Below are 22,002 nucleotides of genomic sequence, written 5' to 3' on the forward strand. Positions count from 1 at the left end.
CAAACGCCTCAGCCCGCAGGCAGGCGCCATGCCTGCCCAATCAATCAGGCCGCCCGTGGGCGGCCTGATTGATTGCGACTGGCAGTAACTCTCAGGGATGAGATTGCACTGCCGGGCGAGCCAACCGCCAATGTTGGCGTTCAATCCGTTCCAGCCGTGCGGCCTGCACTTCCATCTTGCTGGCAGGCGTCACTGACCAGTCGGGCGGCGTCCACCAAGGCAGCGTCAGCAACAGAACAAACAGGCTCGCCAGATAGCAGCGCATGGGAGACTCCAAGAGAGTGTGGATCCTGACTGGGAAGAGGATCCCCTCTATCCCCAGCATGCTCCCATGTTCACTCATCTTGATGACCGCCAGGTGACAGCAGCCCCTGCTGGTCCCGTTATTGATAACGGAGTGACTTTATACCCCCAGCCGATCTCGCAAGGTGTACCAGGCGGCGCCGGCAGCGGTGAAGGGGATACGCAGCAGGCGGCCACCCGGGAAGGGGTAGTGCGGCAACTTGGCAAACGCATCGAAGCGCTCCGCCTGACCGCTCAGCACCTCGGAGAGCAGCTTGCCCGCCAGATGGGTACAGGTAACGCCGTGGCCGCTGTAACCCTGCATGTAGTAGATGTTGGGGCCGATGCGACCAAACTGCGGCAGGCGCGACAGGGTGAGCAGGAAGTTGCCGGTCCAGGTGTATTCCACCTTGACCCCCGCCAGCTGCGGGAAGGTCTTCAGCATCTTGGGGATGATCAGCCGTTCGATGTCCGCCGGATCCCGCGCCCCGTAGACCACGCCGCCGCCGTAGATCAGCCGGTGATCGCCGGAGGTGCGGTAGTAGTCGAGCAGGTAGTTGGAATCTTCCAGACAGTAGTTTTGCGGCAGCAACGAACGGGCCCGCTCCTCCCCCAGCACCTCGGTGGCGATGACTTGGGTGCCGCAAGGCATGCTCTTGCCGGCGAGCTCGGGCACCAGGTTGCCGAGGTAGGCGTTGCCGGCCACCACCACGAAGCGCGCCTTCACCGCCCCTTTGGCGGTTTTGACCAGAGCAGGTTGACCGGGAGTGATGCTGGTGACGGCGGACTGCTCGAAGATCTGCCCTCCCTGCATGCGGATGGCTTCGGCCTCCCCCAGTGCCAGATTGAGGGGATGGATATGGCCGCCACTCTTGTCGAGCAGGGCGCCGACGTAGCGATCGCTTGCCACCACCTCGCGCACCCCGTCGGCATCGAGCAGCTCCAGCTTGTCGTTGCCCCACTTCTGCCAGCGCTCATATTGCGCCTTGAGTTCGTGAAGCTGCTTCTCGGTCTCGGCGGCAAAGACCCCGCCCTCCTGCAGATCGCACTGGATGTTGTAGCGTTTGATCCGCTCGCGGATGATCTGGCCCCCTTCAAACAGCATGGAACCGAGCAGCCTGGCCTGATCCGGCGGGCAATTCGCTTCTATGGTGTCGATGTCGCGGCTGTAGGAGTTGACGATCTGGCCGCCATTGCGACCGCTGGCCCCGAAGCCGACCCGGGCCGCCTCCAGCACCACCACCTTGTAGCCCTTCTCCACCAGATGCAACGCACTGGAGAGGCCGGTATAGCCCGCCCCGATGACGCAGACGTCGCACTCCAGTTGCTCGGTCAGTGTCGGGTAGGGCGCGTGCTGATTGGCGCTGGCTGCGTAGTAACTCTTTACATGTTCGGTCATGATCCCTGTTTCCTTACCGGTTCGTTTCCAATATTCGCGCTGTTCAATCTCAAAAGCTGGCGGGGGTGTGGGCGCTGACGATGCGACAGACCTGCCCCGACGGGTTGCTGAAGCTGTGGGGCTCGCCGGTATCGATCACATAGCTGTCTCCGGCGCTGAGCTGATAGGTCTGCCCGGCCAGACTCAGCACGACCGAGCCCTCCAGCACGGTGCCCACCTCCTCCCCCAGATGCTTGACCTGTCCCCCGGTGTCAGTGCCGGGGGCATAGGTCTCCAGCATGAAGCCGAGCTGACGACGATTGTTGCCGTTGTGCACCAGCTTCATGGAGACCCCCTGGCTGCCCAGCTCGATGAGTTGATCGGCCTTGATCACCACGCTCGGCGCCCGCGCCTCCTCTTCGGCGAAGAAGCGGGAGAGCGGCAGCTCGTAGACGCAGAGCAATTTTTGCAACGAGGCGACCGAGGGGCTCACCTTGTTCTGCTCTATCATGCAGATGGCGCCATGGGTCAGCCCGCTCAGCTCGGCGGCCCGGCGCTGGGAGAGCCCGAGACTACGGCGAAGGAGGGCGAGCCGCTCTCCCATGGTTTTATCCATCCCTTTGTCAGACAAGGGGTTATCCGTCATGGTCTGCCACTGGACCTCGCCTTGTGGTTGCTGCATCCCCACCTCCTTGTATGGCCATTCGAATACCTTGTGACGACTGGTTAGAATAATACGTCAACCTCGGCCCTCTGTTCGTTATCCTGCACAGCCGAGAGCGTTCATTATTTTGCACACCCCACACGATGAGGAACGCAAGAATCGTCCTGACAGCCCCATTTCTAGCATGTAGCGTGCCGTTCACTCAAATATATTTAACACTTGAAAAACATTTCGGCTCACTTTATGGTCGTTACGTGCTTATTATTCTATACGGTGGCACCACGGGATGAGTTGGCCACCCAGACCCACAATCGAGGCTTCCTATCTATGTCAGCATCACAACCCGCACTCTCCCTGATCAAATCCCTTGCCTATATGGATGGCCGCTGGTGCGAGGCCCGGAGCGGACTCCGGTTCGAGGTCCTGAACCCGGCGACCGGCCAGCTCATCACTCAGGTACCCGACATGGACGAGGCGGATACCCGGCTCGCCATCGCGGCGGCTCACCGGGCCCAGCCCGCCTGGGCGGCCCTCACCGCCAAGGAGCGCAGCAACAAGCTTTACGCCTGGTTCGAGCTCATCATGACCAACCAGGATGAACTGGCCCGCATCATGACCTGCGAGCAGGGCAAACCCCTGGCCGAGGCCAAAGGGGAAGTAGCGTACGGCGCCAGCTTCATCCAGTGGTTCGCGGAAGAGGGCAAGCGCGCCTATGGCCGCACCATCCCGGGCTTCAGCGGTGACAGGCGTCTGGCCACCATCAAGCAGCCGGTTGGGGTCGTGGCCGCCATCACCCCCTGGAACTTCCCCATCGCCATGATCACCCGCAAGGCGGGGCCGGCGCTGGCCGCCGGTTGCACCATCGTCATCAAGCCCGCCGCCGAGACGCCCCTGTGCGCGCTGGCGCTGGCGGCCCTGGCCGAGCAGGCGGGCATCCCCGCCGGGGCCATCAACATCGTCACCTCCCATCAGGCGGCCGCCGTGGGCAACGAGCTGTGCAGCAACAAGACGGTGCGCAAGCTCTCCTTCACCGGCTCCACCCGCATCGGCAAGCTCTTGATGCGCCAGTGCGCCGACACCATGAAGCGGCTCTCTCTGGAGCTCGGCGGCAACGCCCCCTTCATCGTGTTTGACGATGCGGATCTGGACGCCGCCGTGGCCGGGGCGCTCGCCTCCAAATACCGCAACGCCGGCCAGACCTGCGTCTGTGCCAACCGCATCCTGGTGCAGGCCAGTGTCCATGACGCCTTCGCCGAGAAGCTGGCCGCCGCGGTGCGCAGCTTCAAGGTGGGGGATGGCATGGGTGAGGGTACCCAGATTGGCCCCCTCATCAATGCCGCCGCCGCCGACAAGGTTGCCTCCCTGGTCAACCAGGCTGAGGCCGCCGGTGCCAGGGTCCTGGTGGGGGGGCAAGCCCATCCCGCCGGTCCGCTCTTCTACCACCCCACCATCCTGACCGGCGTGGCCCCGGACAACCCCATACTGCAGGAGGAGATCTTCGGCCCCGTGGCCCCTCTGGTGCGCTTCGAGACCGAGGCCGAGGCCATCGCCATCGCCAACGACACCCCCTACGGCCTCGCCGCCTACTTCTATGGCCGCGACATCGCCCGCGTCTGGCGGGTGGCCGAGCAGCTGGAATACGGCATGGTCGGCATCAACGAGGGGATCATCTCGACCGAATTGGCGCCCTTTGGCGGCATCAAGGAGTCGGGGCTCGGTCGGGAAGGGGCCAGCGAGGGCCTGGAAGAGTATCTGGAGACCAAGTATCTCTGCTTCGGCTCCATTGCTTAAATATTCATTTATTGTAAATATAAAATCTTAAGTGACTGGGGTGTCTCGCGTCGTCCATCCCATGGCACCACCACAAGGAGAGGGTCAGCAGCCAGGCTGCCGGCCCATCACAGTGAATTGAGGGGCTTGCCCCAGAGGGAGAATAGAGATGAGTAACCAATCCTGGCAGGCCCGCCGTGAAGCGGCCGTGGTACAGGGCGTCGGCACCCTGCTGCCGGTCTTCATCGACCGGGCCCAGAACGCCGAGCTGTGGGACGTGGAGGGCAACCGCTACATCGACTTTGCCTCCGGCATCGCCGTGCTCAACACCGGCCACAACCACCCCAAGGTGGTCGCCGCCGTGCGCGAACAGCTCGAGAAGTTCAGCCACACCTGCTTCCAGGTCACCCCTTATCCGGGCTATATCGAGCTGGCCGAGAAGCTCAACGCCCTGATGCCGGGTCCCACCCCCAAACGTACCCTGTTCCTCTCCACCGGCGCCGAGGCGGTGGAGAACGCCATCAAGATCGCCCGCGCCCACACCGGTCGCAGCGGCACCATCGCCTTCAAGGGGGGCTTTCACGGCCGCACCATGATGGGGATGGCGCTCACCGGCAAGGTGGTGCCCTACAAGACCGGCTTCGGCCCCTTCCCGGGAGAGGTCTATCACCTGCCCTTCCCGGCCGACTACCTGGGTGTGAGCGAGGCGGATGCCCTGGCGGCGCTGGATCTCTGCTTCAGCTCGGACATCGAACCGGCCCGGGTGGCCGCCATCATCATCGAGCCGGTGCAGGGGGAAGGGGGTTTCTATGTCGCCTCCCCGAGCTTCCTGCAAGCGCTGCGCAAGATCTGCGACCAGCACGGCATCCTGCTCATCTGTGACGAGATCCAGAGCGGTTTCTGTCGCACCGGCAAGACCTTCGCCATCGAATACAGCGGCGTCGAGCCGGACATCATGACGCTGGCGAAGAGCCTGGCGGGTGGTTTTCCCCTCTCCGCCGTGGTGGGCAAGGCGGCCATCATGAACGCCGCCAAGCCAGGCGGTCTCGGCGGCACCTATGCGGGCTCCCCCATCGCTTGCGCCGCCGCCCTGGCGGTACTGACGGTGATCGAGGAGGAGCGGCTCAATCAGCAGGCCCTGGCCCAGGGCGAGCAGATCAAGGCGCGCCTGCACCAGTTGGCGGAGCGGTTTGACTGCATCGGCGATATCCGCGGCCCCGGGGCCATGGTGGCCATGGAGCTGGTCAAGGGGCGCGATGCCAGCCAGCCGGCCCCGGACCTCACCAAGCGGCTGGTGGCCGAGGCGGGCAAGCGCGGCCTGGTGCTGCTGGCCTGCGGCGTACGCGGGAACGTGATCCGTTTCCTCGCCCCCCTGACCGCCCCGGCGGCCATCATCGATGAAGGGCTGCTCTTGCTCGAGCAATCCCTGGTGGCCTCATTGACCTGATCCGGAAGAAAGCGTTCGCCTATCAAGTGCAAAAAAATGCGTTTTTGTCCCCTTGATATGCTTGTCAAGGGGACAGCACGAATGCACAATGCGCCGCCGTATTCAAGGACCGTCCGCTCATCGCAGCCCGGTTCTTTTTTTGCGTCAAATAAATCCATAACGAGGCCGGAACAGACCGGAAATGATAACGAGATGGACAGCCATCTCACGACACCCGCTTCTTAGTGAGGAACACCATGGGGTATATCACCGCTTTCCTGCCGGCCCGCGCCGGTCTGCGCCAGCCGTCTGTGCTACACATTGGCGCCCCCAATGCCCAGGCTGACATCACCGTCACCCTGATCCCCTCGGCCCGGATGGAGAAGACAGCATGATGCATGCTCATCCCACCGGTCTGAAAAAGAGCCTCAAGCTGTGGCACGTGGTCATCATGGGGCTGGCTTACCTGACCCCCATGGCCGTGTTTGACACCTTCGGCATCGTCACCGAGATCACCGAAGGTCATGTGCCGACCGCCTACCTGTTCGCCCTCATCGGCATGCTGTTTACCGCCATGAGCTACGGCCACCTGGTGCGCAAGTTCCCCTCGGCAGGATCTGCCTACACCTATGCCCAGAAGGTGTTCCACCCCTATGTGGGCTTCATGGTGGGCTGGGTCTCCCTGCTCGACTACATGTTCATGCCGATGATCAACATGCTGCTGGCCAAGATCTATCTGGAGGTGTTGCTGCCCGGGGTTGATCCCTGGATCTACATTCTGGGGCTGGCCGCCATCATGACCTTCCTGAACCTGCGCGGCATCAAGCTGGTGGCGAACTTCAACAGCCTGATCGTCATCATGCAGTTCAGCATCATCGCCGTCTTCATCGGTCTCATCGCCTGGGGCGTCCACCAGGGGGAAGGGCTCGGCACCGTCACCAGCAGCCGCCCCTTCTTCTCCGATCAGATGGCCCTGACGCCGCTGCTGACCGGCGCCTCCATCCTCTGCCTGTCGTTCCTGGGGTTTGACGCCATCAGCACCCTGTGCGAGGAGACCCCCAACGCGGATCGGGTGATCCCCCGCGCCATCCTGCTCACCGCCCTCATCGGTGGCGTGCTCTTCATCAGCGTTTCCTACTTCCTGCAGCTGTTCTTCCCGGACATCTCCCGCTTCCAGCAGCCGGATGCGGTGTTGCCGGAGATCGCCCTCTACGTGGGGGGCAAGCTGTTCCAGGCCGTCGTGCTGGTCTGCACCACGGTGGCGGTGCTGGCCTCCGGGCTCGCCTCCCACGCCGGCGTGTCGCGCCTGCTCTACGTGATGGGGCGGGATCGCGCCCTGCCGAGCCGCTTCTTCGGCTACATCCACCCGACCTGGCAGACCCCGGCCCTGAACGTGCTGCTGGTGGGGGCCCTGGCCCTCTCCGCCGTGTCATTCGATCTGGAGATGGCGCTGGCGCTCATCAACTTTGGTGCCCTGGTGGCCTTTACCTTCGTCAACCTGGCGGTGATTGCCCACTTCTATGTCAGGCTCGGTCACAACAAGACCCTGCGGGAGCACCTGGTGTTCCTGGTACTCCCCCTGTGCGGAGCCGCCTGCATCGGCGTGCTCTGGCTCAATCTGGAGCCGGCCTCCTTCGAGCTGGGACTGATCTGGGCCGCCCTCGGCGCCATCTACCTGCTGCTGCGCCTGACCGTCTTCCGGGTCCAGCTGCGCCGCCCCGAGGGTGACGCCTCCTGACACCTCCCCCCGAGCCCGCCCCGTGCGGGCTCTGTCTTGATGTCGCCCCCCTTTTCAAGCCCTGCGGGCCTCGATGACAAGCTTGTCATCGAGGCCCGCAGGGCGCGGCCGACATGACTCCTTACCCGGGCAACAAAATCCCCGTTGGGGGCCTTTTTAGCTTGTCTCCCTCCCCCCCTGAGGGCACAATATCGCGCCCCTTGAGAGCCGATGTTTTTACAGCATCGGTTCTTTGCTTTTGTGGGGCAAACCACCATTCACCAAGAGGCCGGACCTTGTGCCGGAATTGATACCGAGATTGCCAAACAATCTCCCGACGTTGTGAGGAAAAACATGGGGCATTTCACTGCTTTTCTGCCGGTCCCCGCCGGCGTACGCCATCCCTCTGTGCAACAGAGTGGCGTCCCCTGTGTCCAGCGACGCGCTGCCGCGTCCCTGAGCCCGTCCCATTTCGCCCATGGGGCCCGTGCAGAGGAGAAAGCGTGATGGCCGGTGCCAAGCTGCTCAAGACGCTCACCCTGTTCCAGGTGGTGGTGATGGGTCTGGCCTACCTCACCCCCATGGCGGTATTCGATACCTTCGCCATCGTCGGCGACATCACCGACGGCCGCGTCGCCACCGCCTACCTGCTGGCCCTTGGCGGCATCCTGCTGACCGCCTTCAGCTACGGCCATCTGGTGCGCCGCTTCCCCTCGGCGGGGTCGGCCTACACCTATGCCCAGAAGGTGTTCCACCCCTATGTGGGCTTCATGGTGGGCTGGTCCTCCCTGCTCGACTACATGTTCATGCCGATGATCAATATCCTCCTGGCCAAGATCTACCTGACCGCCATGTTCCCCGGCGTCGATCCCTGGATCTTCATCTTCGGCCTGGTGACCGTGATGACCTTCCTGAACTTGCGTGGCATCAAGCTGGTGGCGAACCTCAACGGCTTCATCGTGTTCATCCAGATCGCCATCATCCTCACCTTCCTCGGCCTCATCGCCTGGGGCCTGAGTCACGGTGAAGGGGCCGGCACCCTGATGAGCAGCCGGCCATTCCACGTGGAGTCCGCCAGCATGCTGCCGCTGTTCACCGGCGCCACCATCCTCTGCTTCTCCTTCCTCGGCTTCGACGGCCTGAGTTCGCTCTCCGAGGAGACCCCGAACGCCGGCAAGGTGATCCCCCGCGCCATCGTGCTGACGGCCCTGATCGGCGGCATCATCTTCGTCACCGTCTCCTACAGCCTGCAGCTCTTCTTCCCGGATCTGGCCCGCTTCAAGGAGCCGGACGCCGTGCTGCCGGAGATTGCCCTCTACGTCGGCGGCACCCTGTTCCAGAGCGTGGTACTGGTGTGCACCACCGCGGCCGTGCTCGCCTCCGGCATGGCGGCCCACGCCGGCGTGTCGCGCATCCTCTATGTGATGGGGCGCGATCGCATGATCCCGGAGCGGGTGTTCGGCTACATCCACCCCACCTGGCGCACCCCGGCCATCAACGTGCTGCTGGTGGGGGCCCTGGCCCTCTCCGCCGTGTCGTTCGATCTGGACATGGCGCTGGCGCTGGTGAACTTCGGCGCCCTGGTGGCCTTCACCTTCGTCAACCTGTCGGTCATCGGCCAGTTCTGGGTACGTGAGAAGCGCAACAAGAGCCTCAAGGAGCACCTGCTGTTCCTGGTGCTGCCGCTGCTGGGCGCCGCCACCATAGGGGCACTCTGGATCAACCTGGAGCAGAGTTCCCTGGAGCTCGGTCTCATCTGGGCGGGGATCGGGGTCACCTACCTCTTCCTGCGCCTGGCGGTGTTCCGCATTCCCTTCCGTCAGTACGAGGAAGCGGCCGACGGCCAGTAAGCACGGCCGGACGACAACCAAACAGAAGGGGAGCCATGGGCTCCCCTTCTTGCATGCAGACCTGTGGCGGGCTATCCCTCAGCCCTGGTTGATCACCGCGGTGGCGGCCGCCTTGACCGGATCCCTGGCCACGGCGTTGACATCCTTGCGGGTCTGATTGACCTTGTCTTGCGCCTGTTTCAGCTCGGCACTCTGCTTGCCCAGGGTCGCATTGGTGTTCTGCTTTGCCTCTTTCAGACCCGCCGTCTTCTTGTCCAGCACGTCCGTGGTGTTCTTCTTCACCTCGGCCCTGGCCTTCTCCTTCTGCTGGTGCACCAGCTTGTCGGCATCGCAGTTGCCCTTGACCCCCAGGGTCGCATTCATCGCCTCGTTTCTGGCCGCCTTGTCGAGGTTGCACTCGGACTTGAACACGCTGGCCTGCGCACCGGCAGACAACAACCCCAGGGAGAGACACAAAACCCATGCACGCATCATCGCTTCCTCATTTTGAAGACAGGAAAGCGAGGCAGCATATAACCCTGGGATCCCAGTGCAAGACGGGAAGCCGGTTATGAGCCGGATGACACCATATCGGCGTTTGCTCCGACACTTTTTGTCTGCGGCACCCCCTGCCGCCCTGTCACCAAAACATCATAAAAGTGTCACGTTGTCATATTTCTGTCATGGAGCGCTGCTGTAATGCGCCCGTCCATTTCAACGCAGAACGACCCCAAGAGGCCATATGCACAGCACCGTATCTTCCGCACCCCAGCAGACCCGCCGTCCCGGCCCCCTGTTCAACTGGCTCGCGGTGATCACGCTGATCTACCTGATCCTGGTCGCCGTTGGTGCCGTCTCCCACGGCTTCAAGGGCTTCTCCGGCGGCGCCGAGGGCGCGGCCCAGATCTTCGCCTTCGCGAACAACCCCTTCGTCGCCCTGCTGCTCGGCATCCTGGCCACCGCCCTGGTGCAGTCCTCCAGCACGGTCACCTCGGTCATCGTCGGCCTGGTGGCGGGGGGCCTGCCTATGGAGATGGCCATCCCCATGGTGATGGGTGCCAACCTCGGCACCACCATCACCAACACCATCGTCTCCCTCGGTCACATCCGGGACAGAGAGGAGTTTCGCCGCGCCTTCGCCGCCGCCACCGTGCACGACTTCTTCAACCTGCTGGCGGTCTTCATCTTCCTGCCGCTGGAGCTGATGTTCGGCCTGCTGCAGCAGAGCGCTGAGTGGGTCTCCGGCCTGCTGATGGGCTCCGCCGACATGTCGATGAAAGGCATGGACTTCATGAAGCCCATCATCTCGCCGGCACTGGATCTCATCGATGGAGCCGTCGCCTTCCTGCCAGGCAAGGGCGCCGCCATCGCCACCATCTGCATCGGCATCCTGCTGATCCTGGGTTGCGTCACCACCCTCGGCAAGGTACTGCAGCGGGTCATGGTGGGCCGCGCCAAGGAGCTGCTGCACAAGGCACTGGGCCGTGGTCCGCTGACCGGTATCGCCTCCGGCACCCTGGTGACCGTCATGGTGCAGTCCTCCTCCACCACCACCAGCCTGATGATCCCCCTGGCCGGTGGCGGTGTGTTCAACACCCGTCAGCTCTACCCCTTCACCCTGGGGGCCAACATCGGCACCACCATTACCGCCCTGCTGGCCGCCACCGCCATCAGCGGTGCCGGTGCCCAGCTGGCACTGACCATCGCCCTGGTCCACGTGCTGTTCAACCTGTTTGCAGTGGTGCTCATCTACGGGGTCCCCTTCCTGCGCGAGCTGCCCATCAAGGCCGCCGAGACCCTGGCCCGGGTCGGCAGCGAGAACAAGCTGCTGGCGCTGGGTTACGTGGGCGGGCTCTTCTTCGCCCTGCCCGCCCTGATGATGGTGGCGGTGAAGTAATCCGCCCTCATGAGACGAGGGGGCAGATCCTGGCCCCTCGTCGTCTGTCTGCCCCGTCACATCCTCCTGCGTCCCGACTCGCCCTCCCTCCCCGACTGGGATAAGATGCCGCCTTCATTGCATTTAAGGAAAACCCGATGAAGTTCATTCTGATCGCCCTGCTGATCGCCGGCGCCGCCTACTACTTCTACTCCAGCAGCAATAACAAAAAACTGGCCGAAGAGAACGTGCGCAAGGGCGCCGAGTTCCTCGCCAGCAACAAGGAGAAACCGCTGGTGACCACCACGGCCTCCGGCCTCCAGTACGAAGTGCTGACCCAGGGCAGCGGCACGGTTCACCCCACCGCCACCAGCAAGGTGAAGGTACACTACGAGGGCAAGCTGCTGGACGGCACCGTGTTCGACAGCTCCGTCGCCCGCGGCGAGCCCATCGAGTTTGGCCTCAATCAGGTGATCAAGGGCTGGACCGAAGGGGTGCAGCTGATGGTGGAAGGGGAGAAGACCCGCTTCTATATCCCCGCCAATCTCGCCTATGGCGACAGGGCGGCCGGTAAAATCCCACCTGGCTCGGTGCTGATCTTCGACGTGGAGCTGCTGGGTATCCAGTAAGGTTTCTGGCTCGAGTACCAACAGACGAGCTCCCGTCGGGCATCCTGCAATACCCGGCACATGAAGAAAACAGGGCCAGCATGGCGATGCTGGCCCTGTTTTTTTAGGGTCATCTCCCGCCTTCATCTATCAACTCATAGTGAACAGTGCTTATACATATAGCCACATTGTTAACTTCCTAGCCGAGGCAGATAATGACCCCATCGTCAGTGGCCCCTTGCCCTGACCCGGCCATGCGCTGCGTGCCGGCATCATTGATAGGAGTCTCGCTATGGCTATCGCCCCCGTCTGGTTTATCTCCCACGGCGCCCCGGATCTGGTCCTGCGGGATCAGCCTGCTACCCAATTTCTGGCGACATTGCGCCTTGGCGGCATCAAGGGACTGGTGGTGATCTCGGCTCACTGGTTCAGCCGAAGCGAGCTGCAGATCAACGTCGAGCCGAGCCCGACATTGATGTACGACTTCTATGGCTTCCCCGAGCCCCTCTATCAGATCCGCTGGCCGGCCAGGAGTCCCCAGTGGCTGCAGGAGGCGGTGGGCGATCAGCTGCTGCTGGCCGGCCTGCCCGCCACCCCGGTGCATCGCGAGCTGGATCACGGAGTCTGGTCACCCCTCTCCCTGATGGATCCCCAGAGCGAGATCCCCCTGGTGCAGCTCTCCATCCCGGCCAACTTCACCCCGGCCCAGCTGTGGCAACTGGGGGAGGCGTTGCAGGGCCTGCGCGCGCAAGGCATAGGCATCCTCGCCTCCGGCGCCATCACCCACAACCTGCGGGCACTCGGGCCGGACGACAGCCCGGTGCCGGGCTGGGCCCGCACCTTCGTCAGCTGGCTGGAGCAGACCATGGAGCAGGGGGACAGGGCGGCGCTGGAAGATTATCGGGCCCGGGCCCCGGGCGCGGTGGAATCCCATCCCCACGACGATCACCTGCGTCCGCTGTTCGTGGCGCTCGGGGCGGCGGGAAGCGACAGGCCAACTCGACTGCACCAGAGCTGGGACTATGGCAGCCTCTACATGGGTGCCTATCGGTTCGGCTGATCCCGGCACCGCCCAGGGCGGCAGATCCTGGGCACAGATGGCGGATCAGGCCGCCATTTTTGTGCCTTTCATGCCTGCCGTGTCCAAACAGGGGACTCGTTATAGCCATTTTCCGGTAGAATGACCGCCTTTGGGTGAAATGCGGCAAGGATGGCTGCCCCGTTCCTGGTGGCATGATGAATCTCTATCGATCACTGATCCTGCTCTGTCTGCTGATCATCCAGCCTGCGCTGGCGTTGACGCTGCACAGCCGTCACGACTCCGAGATAGCCCCTCCCCGCTGGTCCAAGGCCGAGCAAGACTGGCTGCGGCAAGCCAAGTTGCTACGAGTCGGCCTCCTCGAGCAGGACTATCGCCCCTTCAGCATGATCGTCTCCCAGAGTCGATTCGAGGGGATCTCCGCCGATTACCTCGGCATCCTCGCCAAGATGCTACACAAGCCACTGGCGCTGCGCCCCTTCGCCGACAAGGAGAGCGCCCTGCTTGCCCTGCGCCGGGGAGAGATCGATCTGGTCAACCTCGGCAACCTGACCCTGGCGGACACGGAGGGCTCCGGGATTCGGCTCAGCAGGCCCTACTTCAGCAGCCCCCTCGTCTTCTCGGCCCCCAAGCCGCACCAGGGCCCCCTGCTGACACCGGGCCAGCGCGTCGCCGCCGTAAAGGGCCAGATAGACGCGCAGCGATTCAGGCTCTACTACCCCACTCTCACCCTGGTAACCCATCCCTCCAATGCGGAGGCTTTCGACGCCGTCTTCTTCGGCCGCCAGGAGATACTGCTCAGCGACGCCCACGCCATGCACTACCTCAACAGCGAGCGCTTCGACCACCTCAGGCAACGTGGCGAGGCACCGCCCAGCCTGGCACCAGCCGACTTTCGCTTCGCGCTCTCCACCCGCTCCCCGGCGCTGCTCGGCCTCATCAATCACGGTCTGGACGCCATCGACGAGGGAACCCGCAATGCCATCTTCAGCCAGTGGAACGGGCCCATTCGTGACATGAATGACGGCGCGAGCGAGCGCTATGACGCCGTGGAGCTTGCCTGGATGCGCCAGTCGCTCCCCATCAGGGTGTGGCTGATGGACAACCTCTACCCCTATGGCGCCCTGGATCACGACGGCCAGCTCACCGGCATGACGGTCGACATGCTGGCCAAGGTGAGCAAGCGCACCGGCCTCTCCTTCGAGTTCATCCGCTTCGACTCCGACCGGCAGCGGGACGAGGCCATCCGCTCGGGGCGGCTCGATCTCATCGGTGCCATCTCCCGGCCCGTGGCCGAGCGCTATGGCCTGCGCCCCTCGGTCCCCTATGCCACGGACGACATCTACGTGATCCTCACCCATCAGGGCGAGGAGAGCATTGCCTCCCTGCAGGATCTGGCGGGCAGGCGCGTAGGGATGACCCGCTACAACCCGCTCGCCGATGAGCTCGAGGGCAGCAGGCTCATCACCATGGAGAGCGCCGAGGAGGCAATGCAGGCCGTCGAGGGAGGCAGACTGGACGCCGCCATAGTCCCGCTCTATTTTGCCCGCCATGCTCTGGACAACGATCCGCAAACCCGGCTGCGCATCGCCGGCCCCGCCGATGAGGAATCCATCCGGATGGGCTTTGCCAGCCTGCCCGGCAACGAGATGCTGATGGGGATCCTCGACAAGACCCTGCTCGCCATCCCGCCCAACGAGCTGGCCATGGTGAGCTACGAGTGGCGCAACCGCAAACTGCCGAAGCCCGGCTTCATGGAGCGCCACGCCCACGCCTTCTACCTGTTGTTTGCGGTGCTCTTCGCCCTGGCGCTGGTGCTGCTCTATCGCAACCTCATGCTCAAGCGGCTGGCCCGCGCCGAGCAGGCCTCCCGCCAGCAGTTGGAGGCCCAGGTGAGATTCATCCGGGCGCTGGGGGAGAGCCAGCCCCACCCCATAGTGGTGCGGGACAAGGGCGGCAAGGTATTGCTGTGCAACAGCAAATACCTGGCCCAGCTAGGTGCCCGCCCGGAGGACGTCATGGGGCACCCCTTCGCCCGGGGACTGGAAGGGCGGATCGACCCCCAGAGCATCGCCGCCCTGGAGCGGGACTTCGCCAAGGTGCTGCAGCAAGGCCAGCCCATCTTCGCCGATCGGATTTTCCAGCGCGAAGGGAGGCAGATCGACATCTATCACTGGATGGTGCCCTACTTCGATGCCGAGGGCGCCATCAGCGGGGTGATCGACGGCTGGATCGACATCACGGGCCGCAAGCAGCTGGAAGAAGCCCTGCGCCAGGCGAAGCTGCAGGCCGACAGCGCCAGCCGGGCCAAGAGCGACTTCCTCGCCACCATGAGCCACGAGATCCGTACTCCCATGAACGCCATCCTCGGCATGCTGGAGCTGGCCACCGAGGATCCCGCCCTCAGTCGTCACAGCGCCGAGCTGCTGCGCATCGCCGCGGACTCGGCCCACGGTCTGCTGGATCTGCTGGGGGATACCCTGGATATCGCCAGCATAGAGGCGGGCCAGATGACCCTGACCCCGACCCCCTGCGAACTCACGCCACTGCTGGAATCGGTCACCCGGGTATTCCGGGGCATGGCCGGGCAGAAAGGAGTGCGCTATCGCGTCGAGTTGCCCGACGCCCCCCTGCCGACCGTGATGATCGATGCCCTTCGGCTGCGCCAGATCCTTTTCAACCTGATCGGCAACGCCATCAAGTTCACGGAGCAGGGGGAGGTGAGCATCAGCGCCACCCTGGCGGAAGACCCCCTGCCCGGCCCCATGCTACACCTCGTCATTGCAGATACCGGGGTCGGCATTGCGGCGGACAAGCTGCCCCGGTTGTTCACCCCCTTCTACCGGGCGCACTCCCCCGAGCAGTACCCGGGCAGCGGCCTTGGTCTGAACATCGCCCGGATCCTGTGCCAGATGATGGGGGGAGAGATAGGTGTCGACAGCGAGCCGGGACGGGGGACCCGCCTCGAGATAAGGTTGCCCCTGACGCTGGCGGCGCCGGGTCTCCCGCTGGTGATGGCGACCCCCGTCGACCCTCCCCGGGAGCCGGGGCCCCGGCTGCGGATACTGGTGGTGGATGACAACCATGCCAACCAGATCCTGCTGCGCCAGCAACTCAAGCGCCTGGGACACGACGTCAGCGTGCGCAGCAACGGGCTGGAGGCCCTGCGCGCCGTCGGCAGTCACCCCTTCGATCTCGTCATCACCGACTGCCAGATGCCGGTGATGGATGGTTTCGACCTGACGCGCAACCTGCGTGCCCGTGGCCATGAGCTGCCAGTTTGGGGCTTTACCGCCCACGCCTTGCCCCGGGAGCGGGAGCTCTGCCTGGCCGCCGGCATGAACGACTGCCTGTTCAAACCCATCGGTCTCGCCCGCCTGCGCGCGGCGCTGGCCGATCTGAACCGGGAAGCATGACGGGGCGGAACAAAAGAGAGTCGCGGGTTTGAACGGACGGGAATGGTGGGAAAGGGGATCTCTTGAACGAGGAGGTCAACCCTGTGACAAGATCGCGAGGGCGGGCTCCTCAGCCATGCAGGCAAGACGCCCATGCCGGGTTGCCGGCCATAAAAAAAGACAGCCTTGGCTGTCTTTTTTCACTGTGGGCAAGGGATCAGTAGAAGATCCGCTCACCCCGTTCGCTCATCTTGAGCCACACCGGCTTGGTGCTGGTCTTGCTCCAGATCCGGTGCAGGTAGCTGTAGAAGCGGGCGCGATCGCGGCGAAACAGCATCACCGGGAAGGCGAGCAGACCCACCATCAATACGAAGATGCGGCGAAGGATTATCTGAGTCAGAGAGAAGGGATGAAACATGATTTAACGCCTCACTGGTAAGACCACTGAGCAAAGATTACTCCACAATTTGTAGGATTACTACACCAATAAGCCCGTTTTTTTATAAAAAAACCACCTAAAAACCAGAAAGTGAAACCGAGTTACATTATTTAACCAAAAAGCAACAAGACTGGCAAAAACCACTCCCTGGACAAGAGTTAGAACATGGGCAGGTAAATGGGGGGAGAAGGGAATGAAACTGGCAGACATCGCGATTCTGAGCGTGCTCGGTCTGCTCGCCTGGACACAGTGGCAGGAGTGGCAGCTCAATCGGAATGACGCTATCACGCTGGCGTACCAGGGAGTGCCTGTCGTCAGTCTGTGGCAATGCGGTCAACTGAAGCAGAAGATGGCCGATCTGACCGACCACGCCGCCGAATTGCAACTTCAGTACCGGGGACAATCTCTCGACGACATAAGTCACTATCTGCAAAGAGAGTGGCGCCATCAGGGCTGCGAGCTGTTATTGGCCCAGCAAGGATATTGAACGCAAGGGGATATGCCGAAATAGGTTCTTGGAATGAAACCTGGCATGGAACAAGGATGAAAACGAGGAAGAAGATGGAGGCACGTTCCGGAGTCGAACCGGACTAAACGGATTTGCAATCCGCTGCATAACCGCTTTGCTAACGCGCCATGCTGACAAGACTGATTGTCTTGAAAGTGATATCCATCGTTGGTGCGATGGAAAATTGGAGCGGGAAACGAGACTCGAACTCGCGACCCCGACCTTGGCAAGGTCGTGCTCTACCAACTGAGCTATTCCCGCCTGACTGCATGATGTCAGTTACCCGACAACGAGGCGCATTATACGTCCCCCGAGCGCGGGCACAACCCTTTTTTATGACTTTACGCGCTTTTTAGGCGCGTTTGCTCAGGCTTTAAACGCCTTGGTCAAAATTCCTGCCACTCCCTGTGACCCGACGAGCGAATTCAAGATAAAGCCATTGAAATAGTTAGTCTTTAATCAGAAACTCATGCCGCTTAGTAACTGGATTCTCAATTGAAATTCACACCATGAAATGGATCTTCAGGCCTCGTGGGCTCAGACCGCAGCTGATGCTGGCTTTCTTCATGTTGGGCCTGGTGCCCTTCCTGGTCGTCACTCTGTTTTTCCTCTATAGCCACGGCAAGGATCTCACCACCCAGACCTCCAACCATCTGGTGTCGGTGCGCAACATCAAGAAGAGCCAGCTGGAAGATTACTTCGGCAACCTCAAAGAGCAGATCATCAACTTCTCCCAGCAGGACTTTGCCGGCAACAGTATCGGTCGCTTCTACGGCTTCACCGGTGCCTTCGAGAAACTCGGCACCACACCACAGGAGGCCCGCGCCCGCGCCCAGGCCCGCTATGTGCCCGGCTCCTGGGACAAGCTGCAACAACCCGACAGCCAGGTGGAGATAGAGCCCTCCATCAGCGCCCTGATCCTCGCCGACGAGATGTATGGCCGGGTGCACCAGCGTTTTCACCGTGGCTATGCCGACATGGTGCGCAAGTCCAACTACAGCGACATCTTCCTGGTGGACCTCAACGGCGACGTTGTCTACTCGGTCACCAAGCACGCCAACTTCGCCACCAACCTGCTCTCCGGCCCCTACCAGTCGAGCGGCCTTGGCAACACCTTCGCCAAGATCAAGCGGCGCCTCGATGGCGGCCAGAAACCCCAGCAGATCTTCGAGTTCACCGACTTTGGCCGCAACGAACTGACCGGCCAGGTGGTCGCCTATCTGGCCGCCCCGGTGATGCAGTACGACTATGTGCGCGGTGTGGTGATCTTCGAACTGCTGCCGGACAAGCTCAACCAGATCATGGCGGAGCGGGAGGGGCTCGGCGAGACTGGCGAGACCATCCTCATCGGCCCGGACAAGCGGATGCGCGCCAACGCCTCGCTGGCCCCCGAATTCAGCGTCGAGAACAGCTTCAGCCCCGACTTCCGGCCACTGCAGACGCCGCTGGTCATCAAGGCGCTCTCCGGCGAGCAGGGGGTCGGTCCCTTCCTCTCCTATCACGATGACGAGGTGCTGGCTGCCTACACCCAGGTCAAGGTGTTCGACACCGAGTGGGCCTTCATCGCCGAGATCTCCACCCGCGAGGCCTATGCCCCTATCCGTCAGCTGGAAACCCTGGTGATCCTGCTGGGGGCCGGCTCCCTGCTGCTGCTGATCCTGTTCTCCCGCTGGCTCTCCCACTCCATCACGGCGCCGCTGCGCTCCCTCACCGCCGCCGCCGAGCAGGTGGCCGACGGCGCTCTGGAACACCCCATCACCATACCGCGCACCGATGACGACATCGACCGGCTGGCCCAGGCGTTTCGCCACATGCAGCGCTCGGTGAAAGACAAGATAGAACTCATCGAGCGCCAGACCCAGGAGCTGCAACAGCAGGTCAAGCTGACCCACAAGCAGAACCTCAGCCTGCAGCAGGCTGACAAGCTCAAAGACGAACTGCTGGCCAACACCTCCCATGAGCTGCGCACCCCCATCCACGGCATCAAGGGGATGGCCGAGTCCATGCTCGCCAGCCAGCAGGACTTGACCGAGGGACAGCAGAAACAACTCGGCCTCATCATCAAGAGCGCCGACGGCCTGGCCCGGCTGGTGGACGATCTGCTTGACTACCACCAGATGCGTTACGGCCAGCTGGAGATCCACCCCCAGCCCGTCTCTTCCAAGGGGGTGATCCGGCTGGTGCTGGATCTCTGCCAGCACCTGGTGCAGGCCAAGCCCCTCACCCTGGTGGACATCAGCCCGGCGGAGCTGCCGCCGGTGCTGGCGGACGAGCAACGACTCGAACAGGTGCTCTACAACCTGGTGGGCAACGCCATCAAGTACACGCCTCAGGGCAAGGTGGTGCTGAGCGCCCTGGTGGAGGGCAACTTCCTGCGCATCAAGGTGACCGACACCGGCATAGGCATCGGCAAGGACCATCTGGAGCACATCTTCGAGCCACTGGTACAAATAAGCCCGGAGGTGAGCAAGCAGGGGGCCGGCCTCGGCCTCTCCATTACCCGCCAGCTGGTGCACCTGATGGGGGGCGAGCTGTTTGTGGAGAGCGAGCCGAGCGTCGGCTCCACCTTCGCCTTCACCCTGCCGCTCGCCAGCGGCAAGGCGGGCAGCCTGACGCTGGACAGCCGCCAGATCGAGCACCAGCTGGTGCGCCAGCAGCCGCTCATACTGCCGGACTGGGAGAGCGATGACCTCCCCCCTCCCCCCGAGGATGCGCCCCTCATCCTGGTGGTGGATGACGAGCCCATCAACTTGCACATCTTGCGCCACCTGCTGCAGCCCTGCGGCTATCGCATCCTGCCGAGCAGCGACGGCCACGACGCGCTGGCCAAGCTGGCCCAGGAGCCGGTGGATCTCATCCTGCTGGACGTGATGATGCCGACGCTCTCCGGCTTCGACGTCTGTCGCCGCCTGCGGGAACAACATCCCAAGGACAAGCTGCCGGTGCTGCTGCTCACCGCCCTCAACCAGCCCAAGGACATCGAAGAGGGCTTCAACGCCGGGGCCAACGACTACCTGGTGAAACCCTTCTGCAAGGAGGAGCTGTTTGCCCGGGTCAGGGCCCTGCTGGAGGCCTGCGCCGGCCGCGCCTCCCTGGTGGAAAATCACCTGCTCAAGCAGGAGATAGAGCACCGCCTGCGCCTGCAGACCCAGCTGCATCAGGATCAGGAGCGGCTGCTGACGCTGCTCGGGGAAGGGGCCGATCCTATGGTCTTCATCGACGAGCAGGGGGTGGTGCTGTTTGCCTCCCGCGCCCTGGCCCGCCTGCTGGGCCAGGAGCCGGAAGCCATGGAAGGACAACCGCTGGACGAGTGGCTGGCGACCCCGCTGGCGAGCCAGTGGCCCGACATGGTGGCGCGACCGGAGCAGGATCTGAGCTTCCTGGTGGCGGGCCAGAAGGACGGGCTCAATGCCCGGGCCCTGCCCATCAGCCTGGGGGGCCAGCACGCCTTCGCCCTCACCCTCAGCACGGAGCAGCGTCAGGACGACAACCGGGTGATGGCGCTGGAGAACGCCCTCAAGAGCCTGTCACGCCAGGCCATCATCGAGGATGGCCAGTTGCTGGGGGAACTGAGCCGGCTGGGAGGGGAGTTCAGATCACTCGCGGACAACCTCATTCGCCAGCAGGATGACGAGCCCCTGCGCCGTGCTCTGGTGGACACCATGCGCCTCACCCTGGAGACCTGGCAGCAGAGCACCGGCAAGGGCAAGATAGTGCTGGCGGAGAAGAGCAAGCTGTGGCGGGTCTACATGGACAGATCCAGCCCCCAGACCCGCACCCTCGACAAATACTTGAGCCTGGACACCCTGCCCAAGGCGCCGCGCTGGAAGACGGTGGTGGCCAGCGCCGAATACGTGCTCAAGCAGTGCCCCTTGAGCGAAGTGCAGCAGCAGAGCCTGCACCAGAGCACCCAGCTGCTGCGCCAGCTCGCCAGCCGCAAAGGCTGAGGTTCCGCTGCGATCTCGGGTGGCCTCTCTTCCGTTGACGAAATGAGCCTGAGACATCGAGCAGATGACATGCCAAAAACACCACACCCGCGAATGACGCGGGTGTGGTGTTTTAGAAGTTGTGCCATTGGGGCGAAGGGGATGCTCCGGCGGTGCGACTCAGCAAGCGGCCCGGCGCGCATACAGCCTACCCCATGTCAGCCAACGCTCACCTCCCCCCAAGGGCGCCGGTAGCCCAACACCCAGGGGATAGGCCTGTTCATTCAGGCCTATCCCCTGTCACCCGGCTTATGTCTTCAATTCTCTATTCACCTGGGCGAAGGACTTGGGCCAGGGATCCGCCTTCTGCAGGGCTGGCGACAACTGACGAATGGCTGCCTGCGCCTGGCTCAGGCCGACATAATCCCCTTTCAGCACCACATACCAGGGACTGCCATGGTATGTGGTGCGATAGATCCACACCTGGTCGGCGAGCCGATTGACGCGCACAAACTGCGCTACGGTATCCAGACTGCTCGCTCCCATCAGCTGGATGCTGAGGTGGTTGATGTTCTTCTGGTGCAGGACGCTGGCGGGCGTCAGGTTGACCTTGCCGGACACCTTGCCTTGCGGCTCGGGCACGGTGGCTGGTTTAGACAGCGATTTCGCTGCCGGCTTGGACACAGGCTCCGGGGCAGGCGTGGACACGGGCTCGGGGATTGCGGCAGGCTCGATCGCAACCAAAGGCGCCGAGGGGGCAGGTATTGGCGGCTCAGTCTGCACGACGTCTTCGGCCACGATCGGCAGGGCGCCGCTGACCGGCACATCCAGCATGGGGGTCAGCTTGCCGGCCGTACCGTCGGCCTGCCGTTCGATCGACTCGGGAGAAGAAGGCAGGAACCCGGTCTCAGCCGGCGGGATCAACGTCGCTACGGCGCCACTGACCTGACCCGGAGCGGCCTCCCCCACCTCGGGTTCGTCCTGCCGAGCCGTGGGGCTCACATAGCTCAATATCAGCAAGCAGAGGGCGCCGGCGGCCAGACCAATGACTATCTGGCGAATGAGAGAAGAGGGATTGCACTTGCTCAGATGGCATTCGGTCATCATGTCCTCCAGGACGGCATGAGAATGGGGGCGCCGATGCG

General features: G+C 63.1%; 17 protein-coding genes and 2 tRNA genes. 11 read left to right on the forward strand and 8 right to left on the reverse strand.

Annotation, left to right across the window (positions count from 1 at the left end):
- Positions 1–91: 91 nt before the first annotated feature.
- The 3 genes from KW824_RS04600 to puuR are packed head-to-tail and all read right to left on the reverse strand — an operon-like array spanning position 92 to position 2,342.
- A complete protein-coding gene (locus KW824_RS04600) occupies positions 92–343 on the reverse strand; it encodes a hypothetical protein (protein WP_256351242.1) in 252 nt (83 codons plus the stop codon).
- A gap of 60 nt (positions 344–403) precedes the next feature.
- Entirely contained in the window at positions 404–1,681 is a 1,278-nt protein-coding gene (locus KW824_RS04605) for an FAD-binding oxidoreductase (RefSeq protein ID WP_218409039.1), read from the reverse strand.
- A gap of 49 nt (positions 1,682–1,730) precedes the next feature.
- The gene (puuR, locus tag KW824_RS04610) at positions 1,731–2,342 is read right to left on the reverse strand and encodes an HTH-type transcriptional regulator PuuR (RefSeq protein WP_042650494.1); all 612 of its coding nucleotides are present in this window, start codon (positions 2,340–2,342) and stop codon (positions 1,731–1,733) included.
- Between the two features lie 309 nt (positions 2,343–2,651).
- Here puuR and KW824_RS04615 point away from each other — a divergent pair, with 309 nt between their 5' ends.
- The 5 genes from KW824_RS04615 (at position 2,652) to KW824_RS04635 (ending at position 9,087) form a co-directional block, all read left to right on the forward strand.
- Positions 2,652–4,115 carry an NAD-dependent succinate-semialdehyde dehydrogenase gene (locus KW824_RS04615; RefSeq protein WP_218409040.1) on the forward strand — a complete coding sequence of 488 codons (1,464 nt, stop codon included), beginning with the start codon at positions 2,652–2,654 and terminating at the stop codon, positions 4,113–4,115.
- Positions 4,116–4,263: 148 nt separating this feature from the next.
- The gene (gene gabT / locus KW824_RS04620) at positions 4,264–5,541 is read left to right on the forward strand and encodes a 4-aminobutyrate--2-oxoglutarate transaminase (protein ID WP_042650496.1); all 1,278 of its coding nucleotides are present in this window, start codon (positions 4,264–4,266) and stop codon (positions 5,539–5,541) included.
- A 236-nt stretch (positions 5,542–5,777) separates the two neighbouring features.
- Entirely contained in the window at positions 5,778–5,915 is a 138-nt protein-coding gene (locus tag KW824_RS04625) for a hypothetical protein (protein ID WP_005331854.1), read from the forward strand.
- A complete protein-coding gene (locus KW824_RS04630; protein ID WP_218409095.1) occupies positions 5,915–7,258 on the forward strand; it encodes an APC family permease in 1,344 nt (447 codons plus the stop codon). The genes KW824_RS04625 and KW824_RS04630 overlap by 1 nt, the downstream gene beginning before the upstream one ends.
- A 485-nt stretch (positions 7,259–7,743) precedes the next feature.
- Positions 7,744–9,087: an APC family permease gene (locus KW824_RS04635; RefSeq protein ID WP_041206191.1), complete on the forward strand. Its 1,344-nt coding sequence runs from the start codon at positions 7,744–7,746 to the stop codon at positions 9,085–9,087.
- 78 nt (positions 9,088–9,165) lie between these two features.
- Here KW824_RS04635 and KW824_RS04640 read toward each other — a convergent pair whose 3' ends face one another.
- Positions 9,166–9,558 carry a hypothetical protein gene (locus tag KW824_RS04640; protein ID WP_218409041.1) on the reverse strand — a complete coding sequence of 131 codons (393 nt, stop codon included), beginning with the start codon at positions 9,556–9,558 and terminating at the stop codon, positions 9,166–9,168.
- 250 nt (positions 9,559–9,808) lie between these two features.
- Between KW824_RS04640 and KW824_RS04645 the strand changes: the two genes are divergently transcribed.
- The 4 genes from KW824_RS04645 to KW824_RS04660 all read left to right on the forward strand — a co-directional run bounded on the left by KW824_RS04645 (position 9,809) and on the right by KW824_RS04660 (position 16,005).
- Entirely contained in the window at positions 9,809–10,963 is a 1,155-nt protein-coding gene (locus tag KW824_RS04645; protein ID WP_005331846.1) for a sodium:phosphate symporter, read from the forward strand.
- 137 nt (positions 10,964–11,100) lie between these two features.
- A complete protein-coding gene (locus KW824_RS04650) occupies positions 11,101–11,571 on the forward strand; it encodes an FKBP-type peptidyl-prolyl cis-trans isomerase (RefSeq protein WP_218409042.1) in 471 nt (156 codons plus the stop codon).
- A gap of 271 nt (positions 11,572–11,842) precedes the next feature.
- Entirely contained in the window at positions 11,843–12,610 is a 768-nt protein-coding gene (locus tag KW824_RS04655; protein ID WP_218409043.1) for a class III extradiol ring-cleavage dioxygenase, read from the forward strand.
- A 176-nt stretch (positions 12,611–12,786) separates the two neighbouring features.
- Entirely contained in the window at positions 12,787–16,005 is a 3,219-nt protein-coding gene (locus tag KW824_RS04660) for an ATP-binding protein (protein WP_218409044.1), read from the forward strand.
- A 196-nt stretch (positions 16,006–16,201) separates the two neighbouring features.
- Here the strand turns inward: KW824_RS04660 and KW824_RS04665 are convergent, their stop codons facing one another.
- On the reverse strand, positions 16,202–16,402 hold the full coding sequence (locus tag KW824_RS04665; RefSeq protein WP_005324353.1) for a YbfA family protein: 201 nt from the start codon (positions 16,400–16,402) through the stop codon (positions 16,202–16,204).
- Between the two features lie 214 nt (positions 16,403–16,616).
- Here KW824_RS04665 and KW824_RS04670 point away from each other — a divergent pair, with 214 nt between their 5' ends.
- Positions 16,617–16,910 carry a hypothetical protein gene (locus KW824_RS04670; protein WP_218409045.1) on the forward strand — a complete coding sequence of 98 codons (294 nt, stop codon included), beginning with the start codon at positions 16,617–16,619 and terminating at the stop codon, positions 16,908–16,910.
- 75 nt (positions 16,911–16,985) lie between these two features.
- On the opposite strand, the gene KW824_RS04675 is transcribed toward KW824_RS04670, so the two are convergent.
- Positions 16,986–17,059: transfer RNA gene (locus KW824_RS04675), tRNA-Cys, on the reverse strand.
- Between the two features lie 57 nt (positions 17,060–17,116).
- Positions 17,117–17,192, reverse strand: a tRNA-Gly gene (locus tag KW824_RS04680).
- 248 nt (positions 17,193–17,440) lie between these two features.
- Here KW824_RS04680 and KW824_RS04685 point away from each other — a divergent pair.
- Positions 17,441–20,878 carry a response regulator gene (locus tag KW824_RS04685; protein ID WP_218409046.1) on the forward strand — a complete coding sequence of 1,146 codons (3,438 nt, stop codon included), beginning with the start codon at positions 17,441–17,443 and terminating at the stop codon, positions 20,876–20,878.
- Between the two features lie 288 nt (positions 20,879–21,166).
- On the opposite strand, the gene KW824_RS04690 is transcribed toward KW824_RS04685, so the two are convergent.
- On the reverse strand, positions 21,167–21,961 hold the full coding sequence (locus KW824_RS04690; protein ID WP_218409047.1) for an SPOR domain-containing protein: 795 nt from the start codon (positions 21,959–21,961) through the stop codon (positions 21,167–21,169).
- Positions 21,962–22,002 lie beyond the last annotated feature (41 nt).

The sequence above is a fragment of the Aeromonas sp. sif0611 genome (assembly GCF_019218845.1).
In the GTDB taxonomy this organism is placed as follows: domain Bacteria; phylum Pseudomonadota; class Gammaproteobacteria; order Enterobacterales; family Aeromonadaceae; genus Aeromonas; species Aeromonas media.

What these genes read in the sequence shown, in the direction of transcription:
- puuR (WP_042650494.1), bottom strand. Translation starts at nt 2,342, where the DNA reads ATGCAGCAACCACAAGGCGAGGTCCAGTGGCAGACCATGACGGATAAC.
- KW824_RS04650 (WP_218409042.1), top strand. Translation starts at nt 11,101, where the DNA reads ATGAAGTTCATTCTGATCGCCCTGCTGATCGCCGGCGCCGCCTACTAC.
- KW824_RS04645 (WP_005331846.1), top strand. Translation starts at nt 9,809, where the DNA reads ATGCACAGCACCGTATCTTCCGCACCCCAGCAGACCCGCCGTCCCGGC.
- KW824_RS04690 (WP_218409047.1), bottom strand. Translation starts at nt 21,961, where the DNA reads ATGACCGAATGCCATCTGAGCAAGTGCAATCCCTCTTCTCTCATTCGC.
- KW824_RS04615 (WP_218409040.1), top strand. Translation starts at nt 2,652, where the DNA reads ATGTCAGCATCACAACCCGCACTCTCCCTGATCAAATCCCTTGCCTAT.
- KW824_RS04655 (WP_218409043.1), top strand. Translation starts at nt 11,843, where the DNA reads ATGGCTATCGCCCCCGTCTGGTTTATCTCCCACGGCGCCCCGGATCTG.
- gabT (WP_042650496.1), top strand. Translation starts at nt 4,264, where the DNA reads ATGAGTAACCAATCCTGGCAGGCCCGCCGTGAAGCGGCCGTGGTACAG.
- KW824_RS04665 (WP_005324353.1), bottom strand. Translation starts at nt 16,402, where the DNA reads ATGTTTCATCCCTTCTCTCTGACTCAGATAATCCTTCGCCGCATCTTC.
- KW824_RS04600 (WP_256351242.1), bottom strand. Translation starts at nt 343, where the DNA reads ATGAGTGAACATGGGAGCATGCTGGGGATAGAGGGGATCCTCTTCCCA.
- KW824_RS04605 (WP_218409039.1), bottom strand. Translation starts at nt 1,681, where the DNA reads ATGACCGAACATGTAAAGAGTTACTACGCAGCCAGCGCCAATCAGCAC.
- KW824_RS04670 (WP_218409045.1), top strand. Translation starts at nt 16,617, where the DNA reads ATGAAACTGGCAGACATCGCGATTCTGAGCGTGCTCGGTCTGCTCGCC.
- KW824_RS04625 (WP_005331854.1), top strand. Translation starts at nt 5,778, where the DNA reads ATGGGGTATATCACCGCTTTCCTGCCGGCCCGCGCCGGTCTGCGCCAG.
- KW824_RS04685 (WP_218409046.1), top strand. Translation starts at nt 17,441, where the DNA reads ATGAAATGGATCTTCAGGCCTCGTGGGCTCAGACCGCAGCTGATGCTG.
- KW824_RS04635 (WP_041206191.1), top strand. Translation starts at nt 7,744, where the DNA reads ATGGCCGGTGCCAAGCTGCTCAAGACGCTCACCCTGTTCCAGGTGGTG.
- KW824_RS04630 (WP_218409095.1), top strand. Translation starts at nt 5,915, where the DNA reads ATGCATGCTCATCCCACCGGTCTGAAAAAGAGCCTCAAGCTGTGGCAC.
- KW824_RS04640 (WP_218409041.1), bottom strand. Translation starts at nt 9,558, where the DNA reads ATGCGTGCATGGGTTTTGTGTCTCTCCCTGGGGTTGTTGTCTGCCGGT.
- KW824_RS04660 (WP_218409044.1), top strand. Translation starts at nt 12,787, where the DNA reads ATGAATCTCTATCGATCACTGATCCTGCTCTGTCTGCTGATCATCCAG.